The 18,615-nt window shown below is 59.6% G+C and carries 18 protein-coding genes; 13 read left to right on the forward strand and 5 right to left on the reverse strand.

Annotated features, from left to right (window positions below; all coding sequences use genetic code 11):
- Nucleotides 1-61: 61 nt before the first annotated feature.
- The 5 genes from BLR16_RS26325 to BLR16_RS26345 all read left to right on the forward strand — a co-directional run bounded on the left by BLR16_RS26325 (nucleotide 62) and on the right by BLR16_RS26345 (nucleotide 5,418).
- Nucleotides 62-1,159, forward strand: a complete 1,098-nt coding sequence (locus tag BLR16_RS26325) for a polyamine ABC transporter substrate-binding protein (RefSeq protein ID WP_074807134.1) — start codon at nucleotides 62-64, stop codon at nucleotides 1,157-1,159.
- Nucleotides 1,160-1,330: 171 nt separating this feature from the next.
- Complete coding sequence (locus BLR16_RS26330) at nucleotides 1,331-2,425, forward strand: polyamine ABC transporter substrate-binding protein (RefSeq protein ID WP_003372164.1); 1,095 nt, start codon at nucleotides 1,331-1,333, stop codon at nucleotides 2,423-2,425.
- A 55-nt stretch (nucleotides 2,426-2,480) separates the two neighbouring features.
- Nucleotides 2,481-3,623, forward strand: coding sequence for a polyamine ABC transporter ATP-binding protein (potA, locus tag BLR16_RS26335; protein ID WP_003372162.1), 1,143 nt, complete (start codon nucleotides 2,481-2,483; stop codon nucleotides 3,621-3,623).
- On the forward strand, nucleotides 3,620-4,540 hold the full coding sequence (locus BLR16_RS26340) for an ABC transporter permease subunit (protein ID WP_003372160.1): 921 nt from the start codon (nucleotides 3,620-3,622) through the stop codon (nucleotides 4,538-4,540). Before potA ends, BLR16_RS26340 begins: the two co-directional genes overlap by 4 nt.
- Nucleotides 4,537-5,418: an ABC transporter permease subunit gene (locus BLR16_RS26345; protein ID WP_003318275.1), complete on the forward strand. Its 882-nt coding sequence runs from the start codon at nucleotides 4,537-4,539 to the stop codon at nucleotides 5,416-5,418. The genes BLR16_RS26340 and BLR16_RS26345 overlap by 4 nt, the downstream gene beginning before the upstream one ends.
- Before the next feature lie 343 nt (nucleotides 5,419-5,761).
- Here BLR16_RS26345 and BLR16_RS26355 read toward each other — a convergent pair whose 3' ends face one another.
- On the reverse strand, nucleotides 5,762-8,149 hold the full coding sequence (locus tag BLR16_RS26355; RefSeq protein ID WP_074807137.1) for a penicillin acylase family protein: 2,388 nt from the start codon (nucleotides 8,147-8,149) through the stop codon (nucleotides 5,762-5,764).
- A 270-nt stretch (nucleotides 8,150-8,419) separates the two neighbouring features.
- Here BLR16_RS26355 and BLR16_RS26360 point away from each other — a divergent pair, with 270 nt between their 5' ends.
- On the forward strand, nucleotides 8,420-9,361 hold the full coding sequence (locus BLR16_RS26360; protein WP_003372156.1) for a phospholipase BipL: 942 nt from the start codon (nucleotides 8,420-8,422) through the stop codon (nucleotides 9,359-9,361).
- Here the strand turns inward: BLR16_RS26360 and BLR16_RS26365 are convergent.
- Together BLR16_RS26365 and BLR16_RS26370 are read right to left on the reverse strand one after the other, a co-directional pair.
- The gene (locus tag BLR16_RS26365; RefSeq protein ID WP_003372153.1) at nucleotides 9,358-9,549 is read right to left on the reverse strand and encodes a hypothetical protein; all 192 of its coding nucleotides are present in this window, start codon (nucleotides 9,547-9,549) and stop codon (nucleotides 9,358-9,360) included. The two genes, BLR16_RS26360 and BLR16_RS26365, sit on opposite strands and share 4 nt — an antisense overlap.
- Before the next feature lie 51 nt (nucleotides 9,550-9,600).
- Complete coding sequence (locus BLR16_RS26370; protein ID WP_003372151.1) at nucleotides 9,601-10,359, reverse strand: DUF2059 domain-containing protein; 759 nt, start codon at nucleotides 10,357-10,359, stop codon at nucleotides 9,601-9,603.
- A 141-nt stretch (nucleotides 10,360-10,500) separates the two neighbouring features.
- On the opposite strand from BLR16_RS26370, the gene BLR16_RS26375 reads away from it, so the two are divergent.
- A complete protein-coding gene (locus tag BLR16_RS26375; RefSeq protein WP_003372149.1) occupies nucleotides 10,501-11,136 on the forward strand; it encodes a 2OG-Fe(II) oxygenase in 636 nt (211 codons plus the stop codon).
- Nucleotides 11,137-11,273: 137 nt separating this feature from the next.
- Nucleotides 11,274-11,711 (forward strand): DUF4399 domain-containing protein, encoded by a 438-nt coding sequence (locus BLR16_RS26380; RefSeq protein ID WP_011269266.1) that lies wholly within the window; start codon nucleotides 11,274-11,276, stop codon nucleotides 11,709-11,711.
- Between the two features lie 235 nt (nucleotides 11,712-11,946).
- Here BLR16_RS26380 and serA read toward each other — a convergent pair whose 3' ends face one another.
- Entirely contained in the window at nucleotides 11,947-13,176 is a 1,230-nt protein-coding gene (serA, locus tag BLR16_RS26385; RefSeq protein ID WP_002555754.1) for a phosphoglycerate dehydrogenase, read from the reverse strand.
- 160 nt (nucleotides 13,177-13,336) lie between these two features.
- On the opposite strand from serA, the gene BLR16_RS26390 reads away from it, so the two are divergent.
- From BLR16_RS26390 to BLR16_RS26405, 4 genes are all read left to right on the forward strand, one after another.
- Nucleotides 13,337-14,731 carry an FAD-binding oxidoreductase gene (locus tag BLR16_RS26390; protein ID WP_074807141.1) on the forward strand — a complete coding sequence of 465 codons (1,395 nt, stop codon included), beginning with the start codon at nucleotides 13,337-13,339 and terminating at the stop codon, nucleotides 14,729-14,731.
- A 66-nt stretch (nucleotides 14,732-14,797) separates the two neighbouring features.
- The gene (locus tag BLR16_RS26395) at nucleotides 14,798-15,463 is read left to right on the forward strand and encodes a fumarylacetoacetate hydrolase family protein (RefSeq protein ID WP_054081341.1); all 666 of its coding nucleotides are present in this window, start codon (nucleotides 14,798-14,800) and stop codon (nucleotides 15,461-15,463) included.
- Between the two features lie 182 nt (nucleotides 15,464-15,645).
- Complete coding sequence (locus BLR16_RS26400; protein WP_003372142.1) at nucleotides 15,646-16,590, forward strand: SdiA-regulated domain-containing protein; 945 nt, start codon at nucleotides 15,646-15,648, stop codon at nucleotides 16,588-16,590.
- 126 nt (nucleotides 16,591-16,716) lie between these two features.
- Nucleotides 16,717-17,622: an SdiA-regulated domain-containing protein gene (locus tag BLR16_RS26405; RefSeq protein ID WP_161437917.1), complete on the forward strand. Its 906-nt coding sequence runs from the start codon at nucleotides 16,717-16,719 to the stop codon at nucleotides 17,620-17,622.
- Between the two features lie 45 nt (nucleotides 17,623-17,667).
- On the opposite strand, the gene rpiA is transcribed toward BLR16_RS26405, so the two are convergent.
- Nucleotides 17,668-18,339: a ribose-5-phosphate isomerase RpiA gene (gene rpiA / locus BLR16_RS26410; RefSeq protein WP_003343875.1), complete on the reverse strand. Its 672-nt coding sequence runs from the start codon at nucleotides 18,337-18,339 to the stop codon at nucleotides 17,668-17,670.
- A gap of 109 nt (nucleotides 18,340-18,448) precedes the next feature.
- On the opposite strand from rpiA, the gene BLR16_RS29020 reads away from it, so the two are divergent.
- Nucleotides 18,449-18,615 (forward strand): hypothetical protein (locus BLR16_RS29020; protein ID WP_170846050.1); only part of this gene is annotated, 167 nt, incomplete at its 3' end.

Genomic DNA, 18,615 nt, shown 5'->3' on the forward strand with positions numbered 1-18,615 from the left:
CAGACTAATGGCTACACGCCGCTAACTGACGGTCAGTGATAAAAATACATTGGAGCTACGCATGAAAAAATTTGGCAAGACCCTTCTCGCGCTGTCCCTGATGGGCGTTGTGGCCACTGCTGCGCAGGCCGATGACAAAGTGCTGCACGTCTATAACTGGTCCGATTACATCGCGCCGGACACCGTTGCCAAATTCGAGAAAGAATCGGGCATCAAGGTGGTCTACGACGTTTTCGACAGCAACGAGACGCTTGAAGCCAAATTGCTTGCTGGCAAATCCGGCTATGACATCGTCGTGCCGTCCAACAACTTCCTGGCCAAGCAAATCAAGGCCGGCGTTTATCAGGAGCTGGACAAGTCCAAGCTGCCGAACTGGAAGAACCTCAACGAATCGCTGCTCAAGGCCGTGTCGGTCAGCGACCCGGACAACAAGCACGCATTCCCGTACATGTGGGGTTCGATCGGTATCGGCATCAACCCGGACAAGGTCGAGGCTGCGCTGGGCGCCGATGCGCCGGTCAATTCCTGGGACCTGCTGTTCAAGCCGGAGAACGCTGCCAAGCTGAAGTCGTGCGGCATCAGCTTCCTCGATTCGCCGACCGAAATGCTGCCGATTGCCTTGCATTACCTGGGCTACCCGACCGATTCTCAGGACAAGAAGCAGCTCGCCGAAGCTGAAGCGCTGTTCATGAAGATTCGTCCATCGATTGGCTATTTCCACTCGTCCAAGTACATCTCGGACCTGGCCAATGGCAACATCTGCGTCGCAGTCGGCTATTCGGGTGATATCTACCAGGCCAAATCCCGCGCTGCCGAAGCCGGTGGCAAGGTGAAGGTTGCCTACAACATTCCGAAAGAAGGCGCCGGCAGCTTCTATGACATGGTCGCCATTCCCAAGGATGCCGAAAACGTCGAGGGTGCCTACAAGTTCATGACCTTCCTGATGAAGCCGGAAATCATGGCCGAGATCACCAACGCCGTACGCTTCCCGAACGGTAACGCGGCGGCTACGGCGCTGGTCGACAAGGAAATCACCAGTGACCCTGGCGTTTATCCACCTGCCGACGTACAGGCCAAACTGTATGCAATCGCTGACCTGCCTGCAGCTACGCAGCGGATCATGACCCGCAGCTGGACCAAGATAAAATCAGGTAAATAAGCCTGTCATCAAACCTGTGGATGCTGCGTAGCCTCGGCCGCGCAGCAGCCAGCAGACAGGAATATTGCCTAAACCTTTGCTGGTTGGGCTCATAGACGGTAAGTTGCGCGCCGGTTTGGTTTTCCGGACGCCCTCCGGCGCTCAGGCCCCTCTGTTAAAAGGACTCATTCTTTGTCTATTTCTATTCTTTCCAAAGCCTTGCTGGCGGCTGCCGGGCTGACACTGTCGATCAGTGCCCAGGCTGAGTCCACCGTGCATATTTATAACTGGTCCGATTACATCGGCAAGACCACCCTGGCGGACTTCGAAGCCGCTACCGGCGTCAAGCCGATGTATGACGTGTTCGACTCCAACGAAACCCTGGAAGCCAAGCTGCTCGCCGGACGCACAGGTTATGACGTGGTGGTGCCGTCCAATCACTTCCTCGGCAAGCAGATCAAGGCCGGTGCGTTCCAGAAGCTCGACAAGTCGCTGCTGCCCAATTACAAGAATCTCGACCCGGCGCTGCTCAAGCGCCTGGAGAAGAACGATCCGGGTAACCAGTACGCCGTGCCGTACCTGTGGGGTACCAACGGCATCGGTTACAACGTCGAAAAGGTCAAGGCCGTGTTGGGCGTCGACAAGATCGACTCCTGGGCCGTGCTGTTTGAGCCGGAAAACATCAAGAAGCTCTCCAGCTGTGGCGTAGCGTTTCTCGACTCCGCCGATGAGATGTTGCCAGCGGTGCTCAACTACATGGGGCTGGACCCCAACAGCACCAAGGAAGCTGATTACAAGAAGGCCGAAGCCAAGCTGCTGGCGATTCGTCCTTACGTGACCTATTTCCACTCGTCCAAATACATCACCGACCTGGCTAACGGCGACATCTGCGTCGCCGCAGGTTTTTCGGGGGATGTGTTCCAGGCCAAATCCCGGGCTGAAGAAGCGGGCAAGGGCGTGAAGATCGCCTACAGCATCCCGAAAGAGGGCGGTAACCTGTGGTTCGACATGCTGGCGATCCCGGCGGACTCGAAAAACATCAAGGAAGCCAGTGCCTTCATCAACTACATGCTCGACCCCAAGGTGATCGCCAAGGTCAGCGATGAAGTCGGTTATGCCAACCCCAATCCCGCCTCCGGCGAGTTCATGGACCAGAGCATCCGTACCGATGAAGCGGTTTATCCGCCTCAGGAAGTGCTGGACCGCCTGTTCGTGAACAGCGAGTTGCCACCCAAGGTGCAACGTCTGATGACCCGCAGCTGGACCAAGGTCAAGTCGGGCAAATAAAAATCCAGCACCCGGCCATATGGGCCGGGTTGCCTACCTGTTGGGAGTTTCACCCATGGCAGTTGCCTCCGGCGCCTACAAGAAAGCCATCGAAGGCGGTCAGCAACCCAAAGAGGTGCTGGTCAGGATCGATCGGGTCACGAAGAAGTTCGACGAGACGGTCGCGGTGGACGATGTGTCCCTGCAGATCAACAAGGGCGAGATCTTCGCCCTGCTTGGCGGCTCTGGCTCCGGCAAATCGACACTGCTGCGCATGCTGGCCGGGTTCGAACGGCCAACCGAAGGCCGTATCTACCTCGACGGTGTCGACATCACCGACATGCCGCCGTACGAACGCCCGATCAACATGATGTTCCAGTCCTATGCGCTGTTCCCGCACATGACCGTGGCGGACAACATCGCCTTCGGCCTGAAGCAGGACAAGCTGGGCAAGCCGGAAATCGAAGCCCGCGTGGCGGAGATGCTCAAGCTGGTACAGATGACCCAGTACGCCAAGCGCAAGCCGCATCAGCTGTCCGGCGGTCAGCGTCAGCGTGTGGCCCTGGCCCGTTCGCTGGCCAAAAAGCCCAAGCTTTTGCTGCTCGACGAGCCGATGGGCGCACTGGACAAGAAACTGCGTTCGCAGATGCAACTGGAACTGGTAGAGATCATCGAGCGCGTCGGCGTGACTTGTGTAATGGTGACTCACGATCAGGAAGAGGCCATGACCATGGCCGAGCGCATCGCGATCATGCACCTGGGCTGGATCGCGCAGATCGGCAGCCCGATCGACATCTACGAAACCCCGACCAGCCGTCTGGTCTGCGAATTCATCGGCAGCGTCAACCTGTTCGAAGGTGACGTGATCGAAGACATGGAAGCCCACGCGCTGATCCGCAGTCCCGAGCTGGAGCGCAATATCTATGTCGGCCACGGCGTCAGTACGTCGGTGGAAGACAAGCACATCACCTACGCCCTGCGCCCTGAGAAGCTGCTGATCACCACCGAGCAGCCAGGCTTCGAATACAACTGGTCGCGCGGCAAGGTCCACGACATCGCCTATCTGGGCGGTCATTCGGTGTTCTACGTCGAGCTGCCGGGCGGCAAACTGGTGCAGTCGTTCGTCGCCAACGCCGAGCGTCAGGGCGCACGGCCTACCTGGGGCGATGAAGTCTACGTGTGGTGGGAAGACGACAGCGGCGTGGTACTGCGCTCATGAAAATCCGCAAGATCAAGCGCGCGTTCGAGCGCATAAAGCCCAACGGGCGGCAGATGGTCATCGGCGTGCCGTTTCTATGGCTGTTCCTGTTCTTTGCCCTGCCGTTTCTGATCGTGCTCAAGATCAGCTTCGCCGAGGCCGACGTCGCGATCCCGCCGTACACCGAAATCTTCAGCTACGCCGACGAAAAGCTGCAGATGGTCCTCAACTTCGCCAACTACACCTTGCTCAGTGGCGATGACCTGTACGTTTCGGCCTATCTGGGCTCGCTGAAGATGGCCTTCATCAGCACCTTGCTGTGCCTGCTGATCGGCTATCCGATGGCCTATGCCATCGCCAGCGCGCGCAAGGACCTGCAAACCGTGCTGTTGCTGCTGATCATGATGCCGACCTGGACGGCGATCCTGATCCGCGTCTACGCCTGGATGGGCATCCTCAGCAACAACGGGCTGCTCAATGCATTCCTGATGTGGCTCGGGCTGATCGACGCGCCGTTGCAGATCCTCAACACCAACCTGGCGGTGTACATCGGCGTGGTCTATTCCTACCTGCCGTTCATGATCCTGCCGCTGTACGCCAACCTTGTGAAGCACGACACCAGCCTGCTGGAAGCCGCGTCCGACCTGGGTTCGAGCACCTTCAACAGTTTCTGGAAAATCACCGTACCGCTGTCCAAGAACGGTGTGATCGCCGGCTGCATGCTGGTATTCATTCCGGTGGTCGGCGAGTTCGTGATTCCCGAGCTGCTCGGCGGCCCGGAAACCCTGATGATCGGCCGCGTGCTGTGGCAGGAATTCTTCAACAACCGTGACTGGCCGGTGGCTTCGGCGCTGGCGGTCATCATGCTGCTGGTGCTGATCGTGCCCATTATCCTGTTCAACCGCAGTCAGGCCAAAGAACTGGAGGGCAAGGCATGAACCGCTTTCGATTCTCGAACCTGATGCTGGTTCTGGGTTTGCTGTTCATCTATGCGCCGATGGTGATTCTGGTCATCTACTCGTTCAACGCCTCGCAGCTGGTGACGGTCTGGGGCGGCTGGTCGGTGAAGTGGTACGTCGGCCTGCTGGACAACTCGCAACTGATGGGCTCGGTGATGCGCTCGTTGGAAATCGCCTGCTACACCGCCGTTGCTGCGGTGGCGCTGGGAACGATGGCTGCGTTTGTGCTGACCCGCATCAGCCGCTTCAAGGGCCGCACGTTCTTTGGCGGGCTGGTTACAGCTCCCCTGGTCATGCCGGAAGTGATCACCGGTCTGTCGCTGTTGCTGCTATTCGTGGCCATGGCGCAATTGATCGGCTGGCCGCAGGAACGCGGCATCATGACCATCTGGATCGCGCACACGACGTTCTGTGCGGCCTATGTGGCGGTGGTGGTGTCGGCGCGCCTGCGTGAGCTGGACCTGTCGATCGAAGAAGCTGCAATGGACCTGGGTGCCCGTCCGTGGAAAGTGTTCTTGCTGATCACCATCCCGATGATCGCGCCATCGCTGGCAGCCGGGGGCATGATGTCCTTCGCGCTGTCGCTGGACGACCTGGTGCTCGCCAGCTTCGTCTCCGGGCCCGGCTCGACGACCTTGCCAATGGAAGTGTTCTCTGCCGTGCGTCTGGGCGTGAAGCCTGAAATCAACGCCGTGGCGAGCCTGATCCTGCTGGCCGTGTCACTGGCAACCTTTCTGGTCTGGTTCTTCACCCGCCGCGCCGAAAACAACCGCAAGCGTGCGATCCAGCAGGCTATTGAGGAAAGCGCGGCAGATGCCTGGAAGCAGCCTGATCCGAGGCGTGCTCCGGCGGCCTGAAAACCTGATCGTGCCGGGAGGGCGTGGGAGCGAGCTTGCTCGCGAACTGCCAGGTACCGGCAGCAACTAGCTATCTCGGTTTATCGCTCCCACGCTCCAGCGTGGGAGCGCAGCTCTGGACGCTCTGCGTCCGATCTTGATAGCGCGGTGCTACGCAGACTTGTGACGCGGAGCGTCACGAAAGGCATGCCAACGCAGAGCATTGGCACGATAGTCAAACCCGGTTGTGCCTGATGTACCGTACGTGAAGGTTTCACTGTCGGTTCCGACAGCTCGCGAGCAAGCTCGCTCCCATGCCCTCCGGGCATAAGCCCCGTTTCCGGACTCGGCGCAAAGCGTGTCGCTAGGCCCCCGGCACCAGCCGCAAAACCCCTTCCGTATGCTCGGCCACGTCCTTCTCGCTGAAGCGCTGCGGCAGGTACTCGCCGTTCACGAAAGCCTTGGCCTGATCCGAGTAGTGCTTGTCGAACGGCACGCCGCTTTGTCCCACCGGATTTATCCCCAGGCTGTGCGCCGGGTCGGCGAAGTCGATCAGGCGGCGGGTCGAGGGGCCGTAGCCGACTGGCCACGGGGCAGGACGGATGCTCGATGACAGGTTGTTCGGCACCTCATGCGTGCCCGGCGCGGCATACGGGCCGACGTTAAAGATCATGTCCAGCGGCTTCTGCGAACCCAGCGGGTGGCCTTGAGTCAAGGTATGCGCCTTGCCCCACACCCATTCATCCGGGTTGGTGCCGTACAGCGACCTCAAGTGCGAAACAGTGGCGCGCCAGGCCACCTTCACGGTGTTGGCACGGCTTTCTTCGTGGGGTGAATTGCGATTGTTCCACCACGGCGAGTCGGCATCGGTGGCCAGGCGCGGCAGCGCGGCGTCCAGGACGCGGGTCGACAGCAGTGTTTCAAACATCGCGTCGCCCAGTTCGTCGTGAAAGGTCTCTTCGGTCAGGTCGAACAGGAACTGATTGAACAGTGTGGCACCCACCGAATTGACCGGGTAATCACCTTTCCAACTGGCCAGTCGCTCCACGAGTGCCAGTTCGTCCGGGTCGCTGACAGCGCTGCGCAGTACCGGAATCAATGGCCTGAGAATGCTCGGTGCATAGTCGGTCTGCGTGCCCAGTTGCAGCGCCTTGCTGGCGGCCAAGTCCCATTTGATGCTGGAGTCACTGAGTTGCCGGTTCAGCGCCTGGCCGCGTTCGGCCGGGTTGTAGTAGCCGGGAATCGGCATGCCGTTCGGCGACTGCGGCTGGAAGTTGGCCGACACGATGTAGCCACGCGCCGGGTTTTCTTCGTGCGGGTTGGCGCTGAACGGGTAAAAGCCGAGCTTATCGGCCTGTGCCGTGCTGCCGTCCAGAATGAAAGTGGGGTTGACGCCCTGCGGACGGATCGGCAGTTGCGCCGCCGCCCACCAGCCGATATCGCCTTTGGCGTTGGCCCAGACGATATTGAGGCCCGGCGACTGAATCTTCTCGGCCGCGCTACGCATCTTGTCCAGCGTATCGGCGCGGTTGGTCTCATAGAAACCGTCCAGCACCGGGTTGGCGGATGCCAGAAACGACCACCACATCGCGATTGGCGTCTGGCCGGCGTTCTTGCCCATCACATTGTTGACGATCGGTCCGTGCGGCGATTCGAGCAGCGTCAGTGTGACCGGGGCCTGGCCCTTGACGGTAATTTGCTGCTCGGTGCGTTTCATGTCTACCCATTGCCCGTGGTACCAGACCTGATTCGGGTTGTCCGGGTTGGTCTTCTCGGCGATCAGATCCACGTCGTCGTTCTGAAACATGGTCAGGCTCCAGCCGAAATCCATGTTATGGCCCAGCAGCGCGAACGGGTTGAGCGCCGGAAAGTGTCCGTACAGTTCGAAACCCGGCGCCGATAGCTGCGCTTCGTACCATATCGAAGGCACCGAGAAGCGGATGTGCGGGTCGCCCGCGAGAATCGGCTTGCCGCTTTGCGTGCGGCTGCCGGAAATCACCCAGGCGTTGCTACCCTCGAATTGCGGCAGGCCAGCATCTTCAAGCGTCTTGTGACTCAACTGCGCCAGTTGATTCAGACCCTTCCAGTCGGCGTCGGCCAGTGCCGGTTTCGAGTCGAGCATGCCGTCCGGGTGCCAGTCCAGGTCGAAGACTTTCAAGTACTCCGGGCCGAGCTGGTCGCGGACGTAGGTCAGCAGTGGCTCGGTTCTGAACGCCGCAGCAAAACTGTAAGCCAGATAGCCGGCGATGCTGACCGTGTCTTCTGTGGTGAACGGCCGTCTGGGAATGCCCAGCGCGTCGAACTCCATCGGCCTTGCGTGGGTATCCTGATACTGGTTGATGCCGTCGATGTAGGCTTCCAGCGCTTTCCAGGTGGGGGTGTTCTTGTCTTGGTGTGCGACATACGCATCCGCATGTTCACGAATGCGCAGGCTGCGAAACAGCTTGTCGGTCTCGAGCAGATTCGGCCCCAGTACTTCTGCCAGCTCACCGCGTGCCAGGCGACGCAGCATTTCCATCTGGAACAGCCGGTCCTGAGCATGGGCATAGCCGAGCGCGCGGTAAAGGTCGGCTTCGTTCTCGGCGCGGATGTGCGGCACGCCACGCTCGTCGTAGCGCAGGGTGACGGGGGCCTGAAGACGGCTCATGGCGATCTCGCCGTCACGTACCGGCAGTTTGCTATTTACGTACCAGCCCGCGCCACCCGCAAGCAGGGCGAAGATGATGGCTAGAATGAAGAGGCTGCGTTTCATCCGGTTTCTCTGTAAATGGCGTAGGCGGGAATTAAGACTATCGTTGTGACGCAGTTGATTCGATGAAACCCGATACAAGAGCCCGTTCGAAACGGCTTCAGGGCGAATTCGGGCAGGTGAGCTCGCGAGCATCGCCCAGTGTGCAGACAGCAATGTGCACGTTCAATGACAGATGTCTGCGATTACAGCCGCTTAGCTTGCCATGCCGGGGCAGACAGAAGAATATCGTTACACAACTTTACGAGTCATTTGTTGAAATCTGGAAACCACATGTCCGTCACGTTCGACCCCGATAACCTGCGTGCCAGCCTGCTGCCGCTGAGCGTTATTGATCCGCTTTCCATGGAGGGACTGGCCTATCAGCGCTTCTACGGTCTTGCCGGACTGTGTGGCGAAAACGTCATACGCAGCTGGCTGGGGCGCCTCGATGTGGCGGGCTATGAGGTGGTCGGGCAGGTCTGGCTGCCTGACAATCCGGTCGCCACGCTGTTTCTGTTTCACGGCTTCTATGACCACATGGGCCTGTACCGGCATGTGATCGAGTGGGCTCTGGAGCAAGGCTTTGCCGTGATCGCCTGCGACCTGCCGGGGCATGGGCTGTCGAGCGGCAGTCGCGCCTGTATCAATGACTTCGCCGAGTACCAGTTGGTGTTGCAACGCCTGCTGCTCGAAGCTGAAGGTCTTGGGCTGCCACATCCCTGGCACCTGTGCGGACAAAGCATGGGCGGTGCCATCGTAACGGATCACCTGCTTCATCAGGGGGCAGACTCGCCCGCGCAGGGTGAGGTGATCCTGCTGGCACCGCTGGTCAGGCCGCGTGCGTGGGGCTGGTCGCGTCTGAGTTATCACCTGCTCAAACCGTTCGTGAAGGGCATTGCCCGCCGTTTCACCGAAAACTCCAATGCACCCGCGTTCCTGCCTTTTCTGATGGCCGATCCGTTACAGCCGCTGCGACTGCCCACGGCCTGGGTCGGCGCGCTGGCGCAATGGATCGTGCGTGTTGAAAGCGCGCCGCGCAGCCTGCGCAGCCCGCTGATCATTCAGGGTGAGGCGGACATGACGGTCGACTGGTCGCACAATCTGGCGATTCTGAAAGACAAATTCAGCCAACCGCAGATTCTGATGCTCGGGCATGCCCGGCATCATCTGGCCAACGAAACGCCAGAGCTGCGGGCTCGGTATTTTGATTTTCTGAAAGGGCGACTTCGTTAGACTTTTTCAGCCTTGCCGGCCTGCAGCGCCTTGACCTGTCGGCGCAGGCGATAGTTTTCAAGGGCCAGTACGACGAGCATCAGCGCCCCAAACACGGCAAAGGCGTCCTGCCCCAGAGAACTCCAGAACAGCCAGGAGAAAAAGGCCATTACGATACCGGTGGCGAGCAAAGCCAATGAGTCTTTCATACGCTGGTGTCCATTCCTTTGGCCTCGGGCGCTTGAAGGCCTGAACGGTTTTTACTGTCCGGGATTCAGGCTCGACGCACTCTGTCCGACCGCCAGACCGGCACGAATCGCGGCAAGAGCGGCCTGGTAATAGGCTTTGCCTTCCGGCGACTCGGCGAAGGTCGAGAATTCTTCGAGCTCAGGGTCCGACAGGTCGCGATAGACGTATAGCAGCGTGTTGTTCAGGTCAGCACTCATCTGCGCCATCAGGCGCTCGCGCTGGCCTTCGAGCATGCCCTGCGCCTGTCCTCCGCCCAGCAGGCCGGGGATCATCTGGCTCAGGCTGTCGGCGGCAACGCCTGCGATGGCAAGACTGACTTCCGCGCCGGCCTCTCTGGCAGGCAGTGCCTGGGCCAGATGGCCGATCAACAACTGACGGGTCGCGTCCGCTTCGATATGCGGCAGCCCCTGGGCATGTTTGGCCAACTGATCGGCGCGGGTGGCGGTCAGCTCGGCATTGACGATCTTGCGGCCCAGCGGTGACTGGAAAAACTGCAGCGACGGGGCAGGGTCCTTGAGGCTTTCACGCAGGCGCTTCGACGCGCGCTGGTCCATGGCCTGGGGGGCGAAACGCTGATTGCTGTTGTTGACCAGCGCTTGATAAACCGCAGGCGGCAGGTTGTTGCTGTAACGCTGTTGGGCAGCCTTGAGGGCATCGTTGAAATGCGCGCGCTGTTCCGGCCAGCCTGCAGACTTGTACAACTGATCGTAGCTGTCTGCCCAGGCAGGTGAGGTGCAGAACATCAACAGCAAAACAAACAAACGACGCATTGGGGACTCCTGTCGGCAGGCCGCTATTCTCCCGGTGTTAGCGTGGATTTGTCGAGTTATGAGTGCCTTCGGTGAATGAAATCTCATGCGTTTGATACCGCATGTATAAGCCTCTGTCCGATTTCAGGGCTTATGGATACTATGCACGCCATGCGCATACCCTCTGACCACCCACTGCTGTTACGAATCGTCGACGATCTGGCCGCCAACGGCTGGTCGCAGCAGAATATTTTCCTGCCCGAAGCTCTGACTCTGGAACTTGAGCAAGAGTGCCGCAAACGTGCAGCCGAAGGCGAGCTTGAGCCTGCCGCGATTGGCAAGGGAACTGCGCTGGAAATACGCGAGGGTATTCGTGGCGACCGCATTCAGTGGCTCGAGCCGGGGCAGGTGCAGTGCTGCGACCACTATCTTGAGCTGATGGACAGTTTGCGTCAGGCGCTCAATCGCGGCCTTTTCCTCGGCCTGGAAGATTACGAAAGCCATTTTGCGCTGTATCCGCCGGGTGCCCGCTACCTCAGGCATGTGGACCGATTCCGCGATGACGACAGGCGCATGGTGTCGGCGGTGCTCTACCTCAACAACGCCTGGCTGCCCGAGCACGGCGGTCAGTTGCGCATGTACCTCAAGGACGAGGTGGCTTACGACGTTCAGCCTACGGGCGGCTGTCTGGTGGTCTTTCTGTCCGGCGAAATTCCCCATGAAGTCATGCCCGCCAGTCGTGATCGTCTGTCACTGACGGGGTGGTTCAGACGCCGGGGCAACGAGCTGTTCCAGTGACCTGCGGCTGCGTTCATGAAAACAGTTTCATCAATGCGATGAGCCATTGGGCCTGACTGCGGTCTATCGTGAGCACTCCTGAACCGACGGATTCGTCGTGTGAGGGTCGACTTACGTCAACTGCAGCCGGAGCAATCATGAAATCCTTATTTTCTGGAACGATGGTCGCCGGACTGTTGCTCAGCGCATCCATGCTGGCCAGCGCCGCCGATATACCCCGCACCGCAGCCCCTGAAGGCGCCGAGGTGTACATCATCTCGCCCAAGGACGGTGAAACGGTCACCTCACCGTTCAAGGTGCAATTCGGCCTCAAGGGCATGGGCGTCGCGCCTGCGGGTGTCGATGTGCCCGAGACCGGTCACCATCACCTGCTGATCGACGTGAAGGACCAGCCGGCGATGAATGCACCCCTGCCGGTCAGCGACAACATCCGCCACTTCGGCAAGGGCCAGACCGAAACCGAAATCAACCTGCCGCCGGGCCAGCACACCCTGCAATTGCTGATGGGCGACAAAGGCCACATGCCGCTGAACCCTTCGGTCGAGTCGAAGAAGATCACCATCAATGTGAAGTAGGACTGTCAGTGCTTGTGTGACGCAGAGCGTCACGAACGGCATTCCCACGCTGGAGCGTGAGGAGCGATTATCGCAACTATCGTGCGACGCTCTGCGTCGCATGCCTTTCTGGACGCTCTGCGTCCTCTTGCGACGCGGAGCGTCGTGAACTGCATTCCCACGCTGGAGCGTGAGGAACGATAGGTGCCCGGAAGAACACTGATCGTGCCCACACGGGGTGGGCACGGCGCTCGGATCAGAACAAAACGCGGCTGCGGATGGTGCCTTTGATCTGTTGCAGCTTGGCCTGGGCGAGGTCGGAGTATTCGGCGTCGACGTCGATGACCACGTAGCCGACTTTCTCGTTGGTCTGCAGGAACTGACCGGAGATATTGATACCGTTTTCGGCGAAGACCTTGTTGATCTCGCTGAGCACGCCCGGGATGTTTTCGTGGATGTGCAGCAGGCGGTGCTTGCCAGGGTGCGCAGGCAGGGCCACTTCCGGGAAGTTGACCGAGGATACCGACGTACCGTTGTCGCTGTACTTGACCAGCTTTTCCGCCACCTCGAGACCGATGTTGGCCTGCGCTTCGGCTGTGGAACCACCGATGTGCGGCGTCAGGATCACGTTGTCCAGACCGCGCAGCGGGCTTTCGAAGATGTCGTCGTTCGAGCGCGGCTCGACCGGGAACACGTCGATGGCGGCGCCGATCAGGTGCTTGTCCTTTATGGCGTCAGCCAGTGCGTCCAGCTCGACCACCGTGCCACGCGCGGCGTTGATCAGGATGCTGCCCTTCTTCATCGCGCGGATTTCTTTTTCGCCGATCATCCACTGGGTTTCCGAGGTTTCCGGAACGTGCAGGGTGACGATATCGGACATGCCCAGCAGCTCGTTCAGGCTCGACACCTGAGTGGCGTTGCCCAGCGGCAGTTTGGTCAGCGTGTCGTAGAAGTACACCTGCATGCCCAGACCTTCAGCCAGCACCGACAGCTGCGTACCGATCGAGCCGTAACCGATGATGCCCAGCTTCTTGCCACGGATCTCGAAAGAGTTGGCCGCGCTCTTGATCCAGCCGCCACGGTGGCAGGAAGCGTTCTTCTCGGGGATACCGCGCAGCAGCAGGATGGCTTCGGCCAATACCAGTTCGGCGACCGAACGGGTATTGGAGTAGGGCGCATTGAATACTGCGATACCGCGCTCGCGCGCCGCGTTCAGGTCAACCTGGTTGGTACCGATGCAGAAGCAGCCGACCGCAACCAGTTTCTTGGCGCAATCGAACAGCTCTTCGGTCAACTGAGTACGGGAGCGGATACCGATGAAATGGGCGTCGGCGATCTTTTCTTTCAGTTCGGCTTCCGGCAGAGACTTGGTGTGGTACTCGATGCTGGTGTAACCGGCTGCCTTGAGGACGTCGACAGCGGATTGGTGGACGCCTTCGAGAAGAAGGAACTTGATCTTGCTCTTGTCGAGGGAAGTCTTGCTCATCTGCGTAAACCTGTGTCCCGAAGAAAATTGGCAGGGGGTGGCCGGATCGGCTCTGGGCACGACTCGCGGGGGGCGTATGCTAGCATATGAGCCCCGCGAAACCTCATCCCGAACGTGAACCGTTCTCAGGATGCCCATGAATCGTTCGAGAGTTGATTCAATGACCGATCGCGTTTTGATTGATGAGCTGCAGACCCTGGTTGACCCCGGCAAGGTACTCACCGATGCCGGTTCTCTGGAAACTTACGGCAAGGACTGGACCAAGCAGTTCACCCCTGCGCCACTGGCCATCGTATTCCCCAAGACCACCGAACAGGTGCAAGCCATCGTACGCTGGGCCAATGAGCGGCTCGTGGCGCTGGTGCCTTCGGGTGGACGCACCGGGCTTTCGGCGGCCGCGGTGGCGGCCAACGGTGAAGTGGTTGTCTCGTTCGATTACATGAACCAGGTGCTGGATCTGAATCTCACCGACCGCACGGCGGTCTGTCAGCCTGGCGTGATCACCCGGCAATTACAGGCGCTGGCTGAAGAGAGCGGCCTTTATTATCCGGTCGACTTCGCTTCTTCGGGCTCCAGCCAGATCGGCGGCAATATCGGCACCAATGCGGGCGGTATCAAGGTCATTCGCTACGGCATGACGCGCAATTGGGTCGCGGGCCTCAAGGTGGTCACCGGCAAGGGCGACCTGCTGGAGCTGAACAAGGACCTGATCAAGAACGCCACCGGCTACGATTTGCGCCAGTTGTTCATCGGTGCCGAAGGTACGCTGGGCTTTGTCGTCGAAGCGACCATGCGCCTCGACCGTGCGCCGAAGAACCTCACAGCGATGGTGCTGGGCACCTCGGACTTCAAATCGATCATGCCGGTGCTGCATGCCTTTCACGGCAAGCTCGACCTGACCGCCTTCGAATTCTTCTCGGACAAATCCTTCGCCCGGGTCATGGCGCGCGGTGATGTGCCGTCGCCTTTCGACACGCCATGCCCGTTCTATGTGTTGCTGGAGTTCGAAGCGACCACCGACGACCTGGCCGATCAGGCCCTGGCGACCTTCGAGCACTGCGTCGAGCAGGGTTGGGTGCTGGACGGCGTGATGAGCCAGAGCGAACAGCAATTACGCAACCTGTGGAAGCTACGCGAGTACATCTCCGAAACCATCTCGCACTTCACACCTTACAAAAACGATATCTCGGTCACTGTCTCGAAAGTGCCAGAGTTTCTGGCTGAAATCGACGCGATCGTTGCCGAACACTACCCAGACTTCGAAGTGCTCTGGTACGGCCACATTGGCGACGGCAACCTGCACCTGAACATCCTCAAGCCCGAGGGCCTCGACAAGGACGAGTTCTTCGTCAAATGTGCCCGGGTCAACAAGTGGGTATTCGAGACCGTCGAAAAGTACAACGGCTCGATTTCGGCCGAGCATGGCGTCGGGATGACCAAACGTGACTATTTAACGTACAGTCGCTCGCCGGTCGAAATCGAATACATGAAGGCGTTGAAAGCGGTGTTCGATCCCAACGGGATCATGAATCCCGGCAAAATCTTCGCCGTTTGATCCGTCGCAACCATTTGATCCGTCGCAACAATAAGCAGGCTGCCTCTTACAGCCTCAGGAGACGTCATGAGCTACCAGCACAAATATGTCGATGGCACCAACATTCACTTCCCGCTGGGTAAAGTGGTCTGCATCGGGCGTAACTACGCCGAACACGCCAAGGAACTGGGCAACGCGGTGCCTACCGAGCCGCTGCTGTTCATGAAACCCGGCAGCGCGGTGGTTGCGCTGGAGGGTGGCTTCACTATCCCGGCAGACCGCGGTTCGGTGCATTACGAAGCCGAGATCGTGGTGTTGATCGGCAAGCCCCTGAGCAAGAACCCTTCGCGCGAAGAAGTGCTGGACGCGATCAGCGGCTTTGCGCCCGGTCTGGACCTGACGTTGCGTGATGTCCAGTCGCGTCTGCGTGAGAAAGGCCTGCCGTGGGAGCTGGCCAAGTGTTTCGACGGCGCTGCGGTGATTCCGCCGTTCGTGCCCGCCGAGACCTTCCCTGACCTGGAGGACATCGGTATCCGCCTGACCCTCAATGGCAAGGTGGTTCAAGACGGCAACAGCAACATGATGCTCAACCCGATCGTGCCGATGATCCAGCACATGGCAGCCAACTTCTCGCTGCAGGCCGGCGACCTGATCATGACCGGCACGCCTGCCGGTGTCGGGCCGTTCGAAGCCGGCGACCAGGTCGCGCTGGAACTGGTCGGGCAGACGCCGTTCGAGAGCGTCGTCAGGTAATCCGACAGCATCTTCAAGCTGCACCCAAAGCCACGCGGGATCACTCCCGGGTGGCTTTTGTTTGTGGAGTGACTGATAGTTCAGCCGATTTTGCGTTTTTTTCACACCTGTTCCGGATAATCCGGCCGTCCCTGCAAGGGCACCACGTCGTCATGAAGTCTCATTTGCTCAGGAACACATGAATGGCCAGTACTGCCGCAACGCCGCCTCGTAACAAAAAACGCTTCGCTTACTTACGCAACATGCGCTGGTATTCGTGGTTGTTAGTGGTTGCCTTGCTGGGCTATGGGCTGGCCTTCATCATGCATTGGGATGATCGCGCGCTGCTCTGGTTTCAGGAGCGGTTCGAGAGCAAGGCAGGTCGTCACGCCAGTATCTGGCTGCCGGACTACCATGTGGATATCGACGCAAAGGTGCTGCCGGGCATGGAAAAGGACGAGGCGTCCGACCTGTCCTATAACCCGGTCACCAAAACGCTGTTTGCGGTCATGGGCAAAAATGCGTTTCTGGTGGAGCTGACGCTCACGGGCGATGTACTGCGCAAGATCCCGCTGGTGGGCTGGAGCAATCCGGAAGGTGTTGCCGTCATGAACGATGGCCTGATTGCGATCACTGACGAGCGCCAGCACAAGCTGACCATCGTTAAAGTGAACGCCGACACCACCACCCTGAACATCGCGGATTTCCCCCAGTACGAACTGGGCAAGTCTGCCAACCAGAACAAGGGCTTCGAAGGTATCGCCTGGGACCCACAGCGTCAGCAGCTGATACTGGGCGAGGAGCGACCTCCCGCGCTGTACACCTGGAAAAGTGATGGCAGTGACGTGCTGAAAGGCGACAAGCAACCGCTGTCGAGTCGCTCGCTGGACATGCGCAATCTGTCGTCATTGAGCATCGACCCGCGCACCGGCCACATGCTCGCGCTGTCTGCCGATTCGCACTTGTTGCTGGAAGTCGACGAGCAAGGCGAGCAGGTAAGCTTCATGACCCTGCTGGGCGGCATGAACGGTTTGAAGGACACAATTCCGCGCGCAGAAGGCGTGGCCCTTGATGAGGCCGGTACGCTGTACATGGTCAGCGAACCGAACCTGTTCTATTCGTTTCACCGGGCGCTTCACAAGCACTGAGCCAGGACGGCAACTACACAGGTCGCCGATACACATTCGGCAAAAATATAGCACCATGCCATTAAGCTTGCTTTCAGGATGGCATGGTATCAATCCCGTCCGCTCAATCTGTCCGAGTCACCCTTCATGCGTCGCTCTACTCGCTCTTTAGTCCTGCTTCTGGCCCTTGTACCCCTGATCGTTGTGTTCGTGATCGCCAATCAGCGATACCGCTATGTTGAAAGTGCCCTGTTCGACTGGCAGGTGTTCTGGCAGTCTGACTCGCTTCAGTCCATTGGCCTGGATCAGTACCGCGTCGTCACCGAAGCACAGGTGATCGACGGGCTGCAGGATGATGTCTCGGGCCTGAGCTACGACCCGGACCGCAAGAGCCTGTTTACGGTGACCAACCAGAACCCCGAACTGGTCGAGCTGAGCCTGGAAGGTCGTGTGCTGCGGCGCATTCCGCTGGTCGGGTTCGGTGATGCCGAGGCTGTCGAATACATCAGCCCGGGCACTTATGTGATCAGCGATGAGCGCCGGCTCCGGCTGATTCAGATTCACGTCGATGACAACACCAAAAGTCTGGACGCTGCCCAGGCAGAACAATTGACGCTGGGCATCACCGCCAGTGGCAACAAGGGCTATGAAGGGCTGGCCTATGATTCGGTCGGCAAGCGCCTGTTTGTCGCCCGCGAGCGTGATCCGGTGCAGATCATCGAAGTGCGCGGCTTTCCCAGGACCAACTCCGAGGCTCCCGGCAATCTGCAGGTCATCTCCAACAGCAAGCGCGACGGCCGACTGTCGGTTCGTGACCTCTCCAGCCTGCAATTCGATGAAACCAGCGGCCATTTGCTGGCGTTGTCCGATGAGTCGAAGCGCATTCTTGAACTCGACACCAGCGGTCATCCGATTGGCAGCGGCTCGCTGGCAAAAGGGGCGATGGGGCTGAGCAAGGACGTGCCGCAGGCTGAAGGGATGGCTATGGATGCAGAGGGGGCGTTGTATCTGGTGAGCGAGCCGAACCTGTTTTACGTGTTCCGCAAGCCTTGAGCCTGTGAGGGTCATGCCCACCTTGCGTGGGCACGACCGGTTTTATCAGCGCGTCAGGGTTTTCACGCCTTCGGTGGTGCCCAGCAGCAACAGGTCGGCCGGACGGGCGGCGAACAGGCCATTGGTGACCACGCCGACGATGGCGTTGATCTGTGCTTCCAGCTCCACCGGATTGGTGATGCTCATGTTGTGCACATCAATGATGATATTGCCGTTGTCGGTTAGAACACCTTCGCGATAAACCGGGTCGCCGCCCAGTTTCACCAGTTGTCGCGCAACGTGGCTGCGGGCCATCGGAATGACTTCGACCGGCAGCGGGAACGCGCCCAGTACCGGCACCAGCTTGCTGCCGTCGGCGATGCAGATGAAGGTCTTGGCCACGGCCGCGACGATTTTCTCGCGAGTCAGTGCCGCGCCGCCGCCCTTGATCAGGTTCAGGTGCTCGTCGCTTTCGTCGGCTCCGTCGACATAGAACTCCAGGTCGCTGACCGTGTTCAGCTCATAGACCGGAATGCCATGCGCCTTCAGGCGCGCCGCAGTGGCTTGCGAGCTGGCGACGGCGCCGTCAAAGGCGGCCTTGTGCTTTGCCAGTGCGTCGATGAAGCAATTGGCCGTGGAGCCGGTGCCGACGCCCACAATGCTTTTGTCATCGAGCTTCGGAAGGATGAAGTCGACAGCTGCCTGGGCGACTGCCTGTTTGAGTTGATCCTGGGTCATGCGGGCTCCACGGTGCCTGATGTAGGTAGAAGAGGGGGATGCAAAAAGGCCCGCATTATAGCGGCGACTGCGCCGCAAAGCCCTGTCATTCGTATGGTCGTCTTTCGGTGTGCAGAGTAGACTTCCCGACCTTGCCCGCTTCGTCAGTGATGCCACCCCGATGCTTGAACAGTACGTCAAGAAAATCCTCACCTCCCGCGTCTACGACGTTGCCATCGAAACGCCGCTGCAAGGCGCTCGCCAGCTGTCCGAACGGCTGGGCAATCAGGTGCTGCT

This window comes from Pseudomonas sp. BS3767, from assembly GCF_900099665.1.
In the GTDB taxonomy this organism is placed as follows: domain Bacteria; phylum Pseudomonadota; class Gammaproteobacteria; order Pseudomonadales; family Pseudomonadaceae; genus Aquipseudomonas; species Aquipseudomonas cerasi.